A 12342-nucleotide genomic window follows, 5' to 3' on the forward strand; every position below is an offset into this window, starting at 1 on the left:
GGGTTTGGGGATCGCTCTTTCCGCCCAAGCAGACAGAGGCCCCCCTCCCCTTGCGGGAGGGGGCTAGGGGGAGGGGGTTAGTCAGCCTCGATCCGGTCCGCTCAGCCCTCGAACACCAGCTGGATACGATCGCTGGCGAAGCTGGACAGGCCGAACTCGACCACCGTGCCGTCGGCGTCGACGTTCAGCGCCTCGGTCGCCATCACCGGCCGGGTGCGGGTGATCTCGAGCAAGCGCTGCTCCCGCGCATCCGGCAGCCGGGCCGAGACCCGGGTGCGGCGGCGGGTGTAATCGGTGACGCCGAGGCGGGCGAAGCTCGCCGTCACCGACCCGGTCTCGCGGAAGATCTCGACGATCCCCGGGAAGCGCGCGGCCGGGAAGTAGTGGCTGGCCAGGCTCAGCGGCAGCCCGTCGGCATGCGACCGGGTGTCCAGCCGGATCACCGGCGTCCCGGCCGGCACGTCCAGCTCCCGCGCGATCGCGGCGGACGCGGCCTCGGCGGCGGAGTCCAGAAGCTCCAGCCGGGCGGCGCGGTTCTCCCGCTTCATGTTCTCGTGGAAGCGGGTGCGCCGGCCGATCAGATAGGCGATGGCGCCGAGATGGACGAAGGTGCCGCGGCCCTGGGTGACGTCGACCAGGCCCTGCTCCTCCAGCTCGGCCATCGCCCGCCGCACGGTGTGGCGGTTGACGCCGAACCGCTCCGACAGCTCCGCCTCGGTCGGCAGCCGGGCCCCGGCCGGGTGCACGCCGTCGCGGATCTCGCGCTCCAGCGTCTCGCTGATCTGGCGCCACAAGGCGACGCCGGCGCCGCGGCTGAGGGAGATGGGCCGAGTCATGCCGTGTCCGTCACGCAAATTTCATCCTTCCCGACTTGCGATTGTCGTTGAATCCCGTTCATGATCTAAACATACGGATGACTAGATGATTAGGCAATAGGTCTATCAGCCTATGAGCAAAGAAACTGAAGAGCGCCGGGACTGGATGGCCGTGCTGGCCAAGGCGGACCCGGGGATCCTCCACCGCCTGTGGACCGATCTCGGCGACGGGGCCGGCTTCACCACGCTGCGCCCGGCCGAGACCGGCATGGTGATGGTGCGGGGCCGCGCCGGCGGCGACGGCATGGCCTTCGCCCTCGGCGAGATGACGGTGACGCGTTGCACCGTGCGGCTGGACGGCAGCGAGGTGCTGGGCTTCGCCTATGTCGCCGGCCGCGACCGGCGCCATGCCGAGATCGCGGCCCGGGCCGACGCCCTGCTGCAGACCGACCGGCGCGACGCGGTCGAGGCCGCGGTCATCGTCCCGCTGCGCCAGGCCCAGGCCGAGGCGCGCGGGATCGCCCGGCGCAAGGTGGCGGCGACCCGCGTCGACTTCTTCACCATGGTGCGGGGGGAGAATCCGCGATGACCGCGATCCTCGATTCGGCGGCGCTGCTGCCCGGCTTCGCCGACCCGGTGCTGGGCAGCCAGTCGGTGTTCCGCGCCGTGCTCGACGCCATGTCCCGGCCCGGCCGGCCGGTCGCCTGCCCGGAACCGCTGGCCGCGCCGGCCCCGCTGGGCCGCGCCATGACCGCGGCGGCGCTGACCCTCGTCGATTTCGACACGCCGCTCTGGCTGGACCCGGCGCTGGCGACCCCGGCGGTGCAGAGCTTCCTGCGCTTCCACACCGGCGCGCCGCTGGTGGCCGACCCGGCCACCGCCGCCTTCCTGCTGGTGGCCGATGCCGCGGCGCTGCCGCGCCTCGGCGGCCTGGCCCTGGGCGAGGACCGCTACCCCGACCGCTCGGCGACGCTGGTGGTCGAGGTGCCGGCGCTGGACGGGCCGGAGGCCGGCCGTTTCACCGGCCCCGGCATCGAGACGGCCGAGCCGGTCCGGATCGCCGGCCTGCCGGCCTGGTTCCGGGAGGATTGGGCGGCCAATGGCGCCGCCTATCCGCTCGGCGTCGACCTTCTGCTGACCTGCGGCGACCGGATGCTGGGCCTGCCGCGCACCAACCGCTGGGAGGGCTGATCCGATGTATGTCGCCGTCAAGGGGGGCGAGCGCGCGATCGAGAACGCCCAGGCGCTGGTGGCGGAGACCCGCCGCGGCGATCCGGCCGTGCCCGAGATCGCCGCGGACCAGATCCGCGAGCAGCTGGGCCTGGCCGTCGACCGGGTGATGGCCGAGGGATCGCTGTATGACCGCGACCTCGCCGCGCTGGCGATCAAGCAGGCGCAGGGCGACTTGGTCGAGGCCATCTTCCTGCTGCGCGCCTACCGCACCACGCTGCCGCGCTTCGCGGTGTCGGAGCCGATCGACACCGCCCGGATGACGGTGCGGCGCCGGATCTCCGCCACCTACAAGGACATTCCGGGCGGCCAGATCCTGGGCCCGACCTACGACTACACCCACCGGCTGATCGACTTCGCTTTGGCCGCCGAGGGGCGGCCGCCGGCCACGGCGGAGAGCGAGGCGGGGGCGGACGGGCCGGTGCCGCGCGTGGTCGACATCCTCAACCGCGAGGGGCTGATCGAGCGCGAGGCCGCGGCGCCGGAGGGGCATGAGCCGGTCGACCTGACCCGCGACCCGCTGACCCTGCCGGCCGACCGCGACCAGCGGCTGCAGAACCTGGCCAGAGGCGACGAGGGCTTCCTCCTCGCGCTCGGCTATTCGGTGCAGCGCGGCTATGGCGGCAACCACCCCTTCGCCGGCGAGATCCGGCTGGGCGAGGTGGCGGTCGAGATCGTGCCGGAGGAGCTGGGCTTCGCCATCGAGATCGGTGAGGTCACGGTCACCGAATGCCAGATGGTGAACCAGTTCGCCGGGTCGAAGACGGCGCCGCCGCAATTCACCCGCGGCTACGGCCTGGCCTTCGGCCATTGCGAGCGCAAGGCGATGGCGATGTCGCTGGTCGACCGGGCGCTGCGTGGCCGCGAGCTCGGCGAGGCCGCGCGCTACCCGGCGCAGGACGAGGAGTTCGTGCTGGCGCACAGCGACAATGTCGAGGCCTCGGGCTTCGTGCAGCATCTCAAGCTGCCGCATTACGTCGACTTCCAGGCCGAGCTGGAGCTGATCCGCCGGCTGCGAGCGGAGCATGAGCGCCGCGCCCGCGAAGCGGCCGATGAGGCGGCGACCCGGAAGGAGGCGGCGGAATGAGCGCCGGCAGCGTGACGAACAGGATCTCGCTGGAACTCGCCTGCCTCTATCGTCATCGCGAGGCGCGCAGCGCCGTGGCGATCCATAGGGCGGTGCCGCTGGATTGCCACGCCCCTTCGGGGCTCGCAATGACGGGTGTTGAGGAGTGGGTGAGGGGGCGAACCGATGTCTGACGTGGCAACCGCAACCGCCGTGGCCCGCGATCCCGGCTACAACTTCGCCTATCTCGACGAGCAGACCAAGCGGATGATCCGCCGGGCGCTGCTGAAGGCGGTGGCGATCCCCGGCTACCAGGTGCCGTTCGGCGGCCGCGAGATGCCGGTGCCCTATGGCTGGGGCACCGGCGGCATCCAGGTCACCGCCAGCATCATCGGCCCGGACGACGTGCTGAAGGTGATCGACCAGGGCGCCGACGACACCACCAACGCCGTCAATATCCGCCGCTTCTTCGCCCGCGTCGCCGGGGTGGCGACCACCGAGGATACGGGCGAGGCGACGGTGATCCAGACCCGGCACCGCATCCCGGAGCAGCCGCTGGCCGAGGGCCAGATCCTGGTCTACCAGGTGCCGCAGCCGGAGCCGCTGCGGCGGCTGGAGCCGCGCGAGACCGAGGCCCGGCTGATGCACGGCTATGCCGATTACGGGCTGATGCATGTCCGCCTGTACGAGGACATCGCCCGCTACGGCCATATCGCCACCACCTACGACTATCCGGTGATGGTGCATGGCCGATATCTGATGGCACCCTCGCCGATCCCCAAGTTCGATAATCCGAAGATGCATATGAACCCGGCGCTGCAACTGTTCGGGGCGGGGCGCGAGAAGCGGATCTACGCCATCCCGCCCCACACCCGCGTGGTCAGCCTGGATTTCGAGGACCATCCCTTCGACATCCAGCATTGGGACCAGCCCTGCGCGCTGTGCGGCGCAGAGGACAGCTATCTCGACGAGGTCGTGCTCGACGATGCCGGCGGGCACATGTTCGTCTGCTCCGACAGCCATCACTGCCGCACCCGGCGCGATGCCGGCCACCATGGCGCCCTGAGCGGCGAGGCGCTGGCCGCCTATGACCGGACGGTCGAGCAGGCGCACCAGCCGAAGGGAGGCGAGGCGTGAGCGGCGACATCCTGCTGCGGGTCGAGGGCCTGACCAAGCTCTACGGCGACACCGTCACCGGTTGCCGCGAGGTGTCCTTCGAGATGTCGCCCGGCGAGGTGCTGGGCATCGTCGGCGAGAGCGGGTCGGGCAAGACCACGCTGCTCAACTGCATCTCCGGCCGGCTGCCGCCCAGCGCCGGCACGGTCGCCTTCGACACCCGGATGCGCGGCCTGATCGACATCTACGCGCTGTCGGAGCCGGAGCGGCGGATGCTGGCCCGCACCGACTGGGGCTTCGTGCACCAGAACCCGCGCGACGGGCTGCGCATGGATGTCAGCGCCGGCGCCAATGTCGGCGAGCGGCTGATGGCGGTCGGCGCCCGGCACTACGGCCGCATCCGCGGCCAGGCGCAGGACTGGATGGAAAAGGTCGAACTCGACCTTGGCCGCATCGACGACCGGCCGGCGACCTATTCCGGCGGCATGCAGCAGCGGCTGCAGATCGCCCGCAACCTGGTCACCAACCCGCGCTTGGTGTTCATGGACGAGCCGACCGGCGGCCTCGACGTCTCGGTCCAGGCCCGGCTGCTCGACCTGCTGCGCGGGCTGGTGCGCCGGCTCGGCATCGCCGTGGTGCTGGTCACCCACGACCTCGCCGTCGCCCGGCTGCTGGCCGACCGGCTGATGGTGATGCGGCACGGTCGGGTGGTGGAGACCGGCCTGACCGACCAGGTGCTGGACGACCCGCAGCACCCCTACACCCAGCTCCTCGTCTCCTCCGTCCTGCAGGTCTGAGCCATGCCGAACACAGCGATGATCGAGGTCTCCGGCCTGTCCAAGACCTTCGTGCTGCACAACCAGAACGGCGTCCGGCTGCCGGTGTTCGCCGGCGTCGACTTCACCGTGGCCGCGGGCGAATGCGTCGTGCTGGGCGGCGCGTCCGGCGCGGGCAAGAGCACCTTCATGCGCACCCTCTACGGCAACTACTTGGCCTCGGCCGGGCGGGTGCAGATCCGGCATGAGGGCGCACCGGTCGACATCACTGCGGCGACGCCACGCCGGATCCTCGAGATCCGGCGCCGGACGCTCGGTTATGTCAGCCAGTTCCTGCGGGTGATCCCGCGCGTGCCGACGCTGGAGATCGTCAAGGAGCCGATGCTGGCCTCCGGCGTCGCCGAGGCGCAGGCCGAGCGCCGCGCCCGCACTCTGCTGGCCCGGCTGAACCTGCCCGAGAGCCTGTGGTCGCTGCCGCCGGCCACCTTCTCCGGCGGCGAGCAGCAGCGGGTCAATCTCGCGCATGGCTTCGCGATGGAGTATCCCATCCTGCTCCTCGACGAGCCGACGGCCTCGCTCGACGCCGATAACCGGCGCGTGGTCATCGAGCTGATCGAGGAGGCCAAGGCCCGCGGCGCCGCCATCGTGGGGATCTTCCACGACACGGCGGTGCGCGACCGGGTGGCGACCCGGATCTTCGACGTCACGCTCTACAAGGCGGCCGCATGAGCACGGATCTGATCTTCTCGAACGCCCGGATCGTCACGCCTGGGGCCGTCGTCACCGGAACGCTGCGGGTCGAGGACGGCCGCATCGCGGCCATTGACGAAAGCAGGGGGGAGGAGGGGGCGTCCGCCACCAGCGAGGATGCCGAGGGCGACTACCTGATCCCCGGCATGATCGACCTGCACACAGATCATCTCGAGCGCCATGTGGCGCCGCGGCCGGGGGTGATGTGGAACAACGTCTCGGCGGCGATGGCGCATGACGCGCAGGTCGCCACCGCCGGCATCACCACCGTGTTCGACAGCCTGTCGCTGATGGGCGAGCACAAGGGCGCGCCGCGCGGCGACCTGCTGCGGCCGATGGTCGACGGGCTGGAGTCGGCGCGCCGCCAGGACATGCTGCGGGCCGACCATTTCCTGCATCTGCGCTGCGAGGTCGGCGACCCGCATGTGCTCGACTACCTCTCGGTGCTGGTCGACGACCCGGCGGTCCGCCTGCTCTCGATCATGGACCACACGCCCGGCCAGCGGCAGTACGCCCAGGTCGAGAAGTGGCGCCAGGCCAACCGGCACCGCTACAGTGAGGCGGAGCTGGACGTGGTGATGCAGCAGCGCCAGGCGTCGCAGGAGGCGCATGCCGACCGGCACCGCCACGCCATTGCCGAACTCGCCGCCGGCCGCGGCCTGGCCCTGGCCAGCCATGACGACGAGACCCCGGCCCATGTCGACGAGGCGGTGTCGCTCGGCGTCTCGATCTCGGAGTTCCCGACCACGGCGGACGCGGCCCAGGCGGCGCGCAGCCACGGCCTGTCGATCCTGATGGGCGCGCCGAACGTGGTCCGCGGCGGCTCGCACAGCGGCAATGTCGGCGCGGCGGACCTGGCGGCGGCGGGGCTGCTGGACATCCTCGCCTCCGACTACGTGCCGATCAGCATGCTGCACGCCGTGTGCCTGCTGGCCGAGGCGTCGGTCGGCCTCGGCCTGCCGGCGGCGGTGGCGCTGGTCAGCGCCAACCCGGCCAAGGCGGCGGGGCTGGACGATCGCGGCCGGATCGAACCGGGGCTGCGGGCCGACCTGGTCCGCTTCCGCCTGATCGACGGCGTGCCGCACATCCGCGCCGTCTGGCGCGCCGGCAAGCGCGTGGCTTGAGCTGATTGCGCCGCTGAACCAACGCATTGCCTCTCCCGCTTGCGGGAGAGGTCGGAGACGCGAAGCGGCTCCGGGTGAGGGGTTGTCGAGGCCTGGGCCCGCCCTCACCCGGTCGTCCTGCGGACGCCCGACCTCTCCCGCCAGGCGAGAGAGGCAATCCGAACTGCCTGTCCGATCGTTCTGGATGCCTGAGAGATGACTCGACGCTACGCGATCTACTTCGCCCCGCCCGCGCGCTCAGCCCTGGCGGAGCTGGGGGCCGAGATCCTCGGCCGCGATCCGGAGACCGGGGAGGCGCGGCCGCAGCCGCGCCTGGACGGCATCGACCCCGACCGGCTCCACGCCATCACCGAGGATCCCCGGCACTACGGCTTCCACGCGACGCTGAAGGCGCCGTTCGCCCTTGCCGAGGGCGTGTCGGGCGAGGCGCTGCACGCCGCGGCCGAGGCTTTCGCCGCCGGCCGTTCCGCGGCGGCCGGCCCGGTGCTGGCGCTGGCCTCGATCGGCGGCTTCCTGGCGCTGGTGCCCTCGGCGGCGGCGCCCGAGGTGCACGCCCTGGCCGATGCCTGCGTCGAGGCCTTCGACCGGTTCCGCGCCCCGCTGACGGCGGCGGAACTGGAGCGGCGGCGCCGGTCGCCGCTGACCCCGGCGCAGGACGAGCATCTCGAGCGCTGGGGCTATCCCTATGTGTTCGACGAGTTCCGCTTCCACATGACCCTGACCGCCCGCCTGACCGACAGGGCCGAGCATGAGCAGGTCCGCGCCGCGCTGGCGGAGCGGACCGCGCCGGTCTGCGTCGACCCGCTGCGGATCGACGCGATCGCGGTGTATGAGCAGGCCGATCGGCAGGCTCCGTTCCTCGTCACCGGCCGCTATCCGTTGCGCGGAGCCGCGGCGTGACCGCCGTGGTCACCGCCGTCGGCCTCTGCCCGACCCACAGCTTCAGCAAGCCGGTGGTCGATACGATCCGGCTGCTGGCCGGGCTCGGGGTCGAGGGCGACGCCCATCTCGGCGTGACGGTGAAGCACCGGTCGCGGGTGAGGGTCGACCCGACCCAGCCCAATCTGCGCCAGGTGCATCTGATCCAGGGCGAGCTGCATGACGAACTGGCCGCCGCCGGCTTCACCGTGCTGCCGGGCGACCTGGGCGAGAACGTCACCACCCGCGGCATCGACCTGCTGGGCCTGCCCACCGGCGCGAAGCTGCGGCTCGGCACCGAGGCGGTGGTCGAGGTCACCGGCCTGCGCAACCCCTGCAGCCAGATCGACGGCTTCCAGCAGGGGCTGCTGAAGCTGGTCGTGGGCCGGGACGAGGCCGGCAACCTGGTGCGCAAGGCCGGGGTGATGGGCATCGTCCTGGCCGGCGGCGCGGTGCGCCCCGGCGACCCGATCGGGATCGAGCTGCCGCCGGAGCCGCACCGGCCGCTGGAGCGGGTGTGAACGTTACGGATGCAACGCGTTTGGTGGACCCGGACATGACGGCGTAGCGCTGTCCGGCTCGGCTGCGCTGTCCTACGGTCGCGGCGACGCGCCGAGGCGCAGGACCACCATCGAACGACAGAGCCCGCTCCATTATGACCCATGCCATCGCCGCCGACCTGCCGTCGAGGCGGCGCCTCAATGCCGGCGACTACCGCACCCTCGGCCTGGCCGCGCTGGGCGGGGCGCTGGAATTCTACGACTTCGTGGTCTTCATCTATTTCGCGGGTGCGGTCGGGCAGCTGTTCTTCCCGGCGGAGATCCCGGACTGGCTGCGCCAGTTCCAGACCTTCGCCATCTTCGCCGCCGGCTATCTGGTGCGGCCGCTGGGCGGCATCGTCATGGCGCATTTCGGCGACCTGTTCGGCCGCAAGCGGATGTTCACGCTCGGCATCCTGCTGATGGCGGCGGCCACGCTGGGCATGGGCCTGCTGCCGACCTACGCCCAGATCGGCATCTGGGCGCCGGTCGCCCTGCTGCTGCTGCGCATCCTGCAGGGCGCGGCGATCGGCGGTGAGGTCCCGGGCGCCTGGGTGTTCGTGGCCGAGCATGTGCCGGCGCACCGCATCGGCTATGCCTGCGGCACGCTGACCGCGGGGCTGACCGCCGGCATCCTGCTGGGGTCGGTGGTGGCGACGGTGATCAACGGCCGGTTCAGCCCGGCCGAGATCACCGACTGGGCCTGGCGGCTGCCCTTCCTGCTGGGCGGGGCCTTCGGTCTGGCCTCGGTGTTCCTGCGCCGGCTGCTGCACGAGACCCCGGTGTTCCAGGAGATGCGGGCCAGCCGGGCGCTGGCGGCGGAGCTGCCGCTGAAGGTCGTGGTGCGCGACCATCCCGGCGCGGTGGTGGTGTCGGTGCTGCTGACCTGGCTGCTGGCGGCCTCGATCGTGGTGGTGATCCTGATGACGCCGCCGCTCCTGCAGAAGCTGAACGGGGTGCCTTTGCCGGTGGGGCTGGAAGCGAACACGGTGGCCACGCTGTGTCTGCTGGTCGGCTGCATCCTCGCCGGCGCGATCATCGACCGGATCGGCGCCGGCCGCTTCTTCGCCATCGGCAGCGTGCTGCTCGCGGGCGCCACCTGGCTGTTCTACACCCACGGCGCCCCCGATCCGGGCCTGCTGGTGCCGACCTATGCCCTGACCGGCCTGCTGGTCGGCGTCGTCGGCGGGGTGCCCTTCGTCATGGTCAGGGCCTTCCCGGCGGCGGTCCGCTTCAGCGGCCTGTCCTTCTCCTACAACATCTCCTATGCCGTGTTCGGCGGGCTGACGCCGCTGGCGATCCCGGCGCTGCTGGCGCTGAACCCGCTGGCGCATCTCTACTACATGCTGGCGCTGTGCGTGCTCGGCTGCGCCGTCGGCCTCTGGCTGATGCGGCGGGAGGTCGGTTCTTGCTGATGGAACCCCCTCCCCCTAACCCCCTCCCGCGAGGGGAGGGGGGACTAGAATTGCTTGGGGTGAGGGAGCGCTCTCCCGACCCACACCGATAGAGTCCCTCTCCCCCTGCGGGAGGGGGAGGGGGGCGCGCCGCCAGAGCCGACCCCGGCCCTCTCACCGCATCATCAGCACCGGGATCAGGCAGGACCGCACCATCGCCGTGGTGGTGCTGCCGATGATCAGGTTGCGGATGCGGGAGTGGCCGTAGGCGCCCATCACCAGCAGGTCGATCGACGCCGCCGCCACCTCGGCCGCGATCACCGCCTCCGGCTCGCCGGGCAGGATGCGGGCGCGGACGTCCCAGCCGGCGTCGCGCAGCTTGGCCTCGGCGGCATCCAGCCTGGCCTCGGCCTCCTCATCCGGGCTGCCGGCCATCAGCAGATGGCCCTCCAGCCCGCGCAGCAGCTGGCCGCCGGCGATCAGGTCGACCGCCTTGGTCACGCTCGGCCCGCCGTCGAAGGCGATCAGGAAGCGCCGGATCGGCTTGAAGGCGCGGGCCGCCACCAGCACCGGCTTCTTCGCCGCCCGCGCCACCCGCTCGAGATTCGAGCCGAGATGCAGCTTGGCGAAATCCGCCGCCTCGCCGCGCTTGCCGATGACGATGACGCTGGTGTCGGGCTCGAACTCGCCGACCGTCTCGACCAGGTCGCCATTGTAGAGATGGGTGTMGATGTCGGTGACGCCGGCCTCCTTCAGCCGGGCGCTGCCTTCCTCCAGGATCAGCCGGCCGCGCTTCTGCGACAGGCTGGCCCGCTGCTCGTCCATCGCCGCCAGCTCGGCCAGGATGTCCTGCGAATAGGCGACGAGCGTGCCGCTGATATCGACCGGGATGGTGGACACTTCGCGGCGGCCCAGCACATGCAGCAGCTCGACCGGCTGGTTCAGCCGCGAGGCTGCCCAGGCCGAAAGATCGCAGACGCTGTGGGAGTAGATCGAGCCGTCGATACAGGCGAGAACCTTGGCCATGCCATCGACTCCATGTTGGCCGGGCCGCGGGGGCCGTCGGCGACAGGGAAAGACTGACTCAATGCCGGTCCTGACTCAACAATCTGGCGCGGCCTCGTTCCGTTCCAAGAGCGGAGCGGGCCGGGACCGTCACATCTGCGGCGGCCCGCGGCGCACGGCCTCGGTCAATCCGGCTTCCAGCAACGCCGTCTCGATCGCCCGGGCCAGGCCCAGCACCGCCTCGTCGGCATGGCGATGGCCGACGACCTGCAGCCCGACCGGCAGGCCGTCCGGCGTCAGCCCGGCCGGCAGCGACAGAGCGGGGCAGGGGGACAGCAGGTTGAACGGCGCGGTCAGGTCGAGGCCGCCATAGCGCCCGTCCGGACGATCCGCCGCGAAATCGTCATCGGTCAGGGTGACGGGCGGGGGCGGTACGGCGCAGGTCGGGCACAGCAGGGCGTCGCGGCCGGCCAGCACCGCCGCCAGCTCGTTCCACATATCGCTGCGCAGGATCTCGATCCGCTTGACCTCGGCGGCGCCCAGGGTCAGGCCGCGGTCGATCAGCCCGACCAGGATCGGATCCATCCGGTCGCGGTACTCGGCCAGGGCGTGGCCCTGGAACGCGGCCATGAACACGCACCACAGGTCGAGCCAGCGGTCGCTCGCCGCCCGGGTCCAGGGCAGGCCCACCTCCTCGACCACCGCGCCGGCGCGGCGCAGCGCCTCCGCCGCCGCCAGCACCGCGGCCTCGACCGCCGGATCCACCGCGTAGTAGCCGAGATCCAGCGACAGGGCGAAGCGCCGCCCGGCCAGCCCGTCGATCCGCGTCGCCGCGGCGTCGAAGGGCAGGGGCAGGGACCCGATGTCCTCGTCGCTCGGCCCGGCGGTCGCGGCCATGAAGGCGACGGCGTCGTCGACGGTCCGGGCCAGCGGGCCGAAATGCGAGATGTCGTCGAACTGGCTGGGCAGGATCGTCATCGGGATCCGGCCCAGGCTGGGCTTGAACCCGACCACGCCGCAGAAGGCGGCCGGGATCCGCACCGACCCACCCATATCGGTGCCCTCGGCGAAGGGCACCACCCCGGCGGCCACCGCGGCGCCGGAGCCGCCGGAGGACCCGCCCGGCGACCGCTCCGGGTCCCACGGGTTGCGGGTGACGCCCCAGCGCGGGCTATAGGTGAAGCTGGAATGGGCGAATTCCGGCGTGGTGGTCTTGCCGATCACGATCGCGCCGGCCGCCTCCAGCCGCCGCACCACCAGCGCCGACCGGTCCGGGATCCAGTCGCCGGTCGAATGCGATCCCAGCGTTGTCAGGTGGCCGCGGGTCGGCGTCAGATCCTTGATCGCCACCGGCACGCCGTGCAGCGGCCCCGGTGCTTGGCCGGAAGCGACAGCCGCATCCGCGGCCTCGGCCGTGGCGATCGCTTCGTCGTCCAGGATCAGGGTGAAGCAGTTCAGCCGGGCCTGCGCCGCATGGGCGCGGTCCAGCGCATCGGCGATCACCGCGCGGGCGCTGGACGGTGCGGGCGATGTGTCGGTCATCTCTCGATCCTCAGGGACGGCTTGCGGCCTGGGCCGCTCGGCCCAAGGATAGCGGCCTGGAGCGGAA

14 protein-coding genes are annotated in these 12342 nt (G+C 71.6%); 11 read left to right on the top strand and 3 right to left on the bottom strand.

The genetic code is table 11. The annotated features are described in order from the left end of the window. Positions 1 to 101: 101 nt before the first annotated feature. A complete protein-coding gene (phnF, locus tag BWR60_RS25490) occupies positions 102 to 836 on the bottom strand; it encodes a phosphonate metabolism transcriptional regulator PhnF (protein ID WP_088154249.1) in 735 nt (244 codons plus the stop codon). A 112-nt stretch (positions 837 to 948) separates the two neighbouring features. On the opposite strand from phnF, the gene phnG reads away from it, so the two are divergent. The 11 genes from phnG (at position 949) to BWR60_RS25540 (ending at position 9749) form a co-directional block, all read left to right on the top strand. Continuing rightward, entirely contained in the window at positions 949 to 1404 is a 456-nt protein-coding gene (phnG, locus tag BWR60_RS25495; protein WP_088154251.1) for a phosphonate C-P lyase system protein PhnG, read from the top strand. Further along, positions 1401 to 2006, top strand: a complete 606-nt coding sequence (phnH, locus tag BWR60_RS25500) for a phosphonate C-P lyase system protein PhnH (protein WP_088154253.1) — start codon at positions 1401 to 1403, stop codon at positions 2004 to 2006. Before phnG ends, phnH begins: the two co-directional genes overlap by 4 nt. A 4-nt stretch (positions 2007 to 2010) precedes the next feature. Next, entirely contained in the window at positions 2011 to 3132 is a 1122-nt protein-coding gene (locus BWR60_RS25505; protein WP_088154255.1) for a carbon-phosphorus lyase complex subunit PhnI, read from the top strand. Beyond that, positions 3129 to 3305, top strand: a complete 177-nt coding sequence (locus BWR60_RS37255; RefSeq protein ID WP_179221943.1) for a hypothetical protein — start codon at positions 3129 to 3131, stop codon at positions 3303 to 3305. Before BWR60_RS25505 ends, BWR60_RS37255 begins: the two co-directional genes overlap by 4 nt. Continuing rightward, a complete protein-coding gene (locus BWR60_RS25510; protein ID WP_088154257.1) occupies positions 3298 to 4248 on the top strand; it encodes an alpha-D-ribose 1-methylphosphonate 5-phosphate C-P-lyase PhnJ in 951 nt (316 codons plus the stop codon). The genes BWR60_RS37255 and BWR60_RS25510 overlap by 8 nt, the downstream gene beginning before the upstream one ends. After that, a complete protein-coding gene (gene phnK, locus BWR60_RS25515; RefSeq protein ID WP_179221944.1) occupies positions 4245 to 5024 on the top strand; it encodes a phosphonate C-P lyase system protein PhnK in 780 nt (259 codons plus the stop codon). Before BWR60_RS25510 ends, phnK begins: the two co-directional genes overlap by 4 nt. A 3-nt stretch (positions 5025 to 5027) precedes the next feature. Next, positions 5028 to 5732: a phosphonate C-P lyase system protein PhnL gene (gene phnL / locus BWR60_RS25520; protein ID WP_088154259.1), complete on the top strand. Its 705-nt coding sequence runs from the start codon at positions 5028 to 5030 to the stop codon at positions 5730 to 5732. After that, entirely contained in the window at positions 5729 to 6877 is a 1149-nt protein-coding gene (locus tag BWR60_RS25525) for an alpha-D-ribose 1-methylphosphonate 5-triphosphate diphosphatase (RefSeq protein WP_088154261.1), read from the top strand. Before phnL ends, BWR60_RS25525 begins: the two co-directional genes overlap by 4 nt. A gap of 195 nt (positions 6878 to 7072) precedes the next feature. Then, complete coding sequence (locus BWR60_RS25530) at positions 7073 to 7777, top strand: DUF1045 domain-containing protein (protein WP_088154263.1); 705 nt, start codon at positions 7073 to 7075, stop codon at positions 7775 to 7777. Continuing rightward, positions 7774 to 8316, top strand: a complete 543-nt coding sequence (locus BWR60_RS25535) for an MOSC domain-containing protein (RefSeq protein WP_088154265.1) — start codon at positions 7774 to 7776, stop codon at positions 8314 to 8316. Before BWR60_RS25530 ends, BWR60_RS25535 begins: the two co-directional genes overlap by 4 nt. A gap of 134 nt (positions 8317 to 8450) precedes the next feature. Next, entirely contained in the window at positions 8451 to 9749 is a 1299-nt protein-coding gene (locus BWR60_RS25540; RefSeq protein ID WP_088154267.1) for an MFS transporter, read from the top strand. Positions 9750 to 9902: 153 nt separating this feature from the next. Here the strand turns inward: BWR60_RS25540 and BWR60_RS25545 are convergent, their stop codons facing one another. Continuing rightward, a complete protein-coding gene (locus tag BWR60_RS25545) occupies positions 9903 to 10754 on the bottom strand; it encodes a universal stress protein (protein ID WP_088154269.1) in 852 nt (283 codons plus the stop codon). Positions 10755 to 10883: 129 nt separating this feature from the next. Continuing rightward, positions 10884 to 12275: an amidase gene (locus BWR60_RS25550; protein ID WP_218823675.1), complete on the bottom strand. Its 1392-nt coding sequence runs from the start codon at positions 12273 to 12275 to the stop codon at positions 10884 to 10886. Positions 12276 to 12342 lie beyond the last annotated feature (67 nt).

This window comes from Inquilinus limosus (genome assembly GCF_002195995.1).
Taxonomy (GTDB): Bacteria; Pseudomonadota; Alphaproteobacteria; order DSM-16000; family Inquilinaceae; genus Inquilinus; species Inquilinus limosus_C.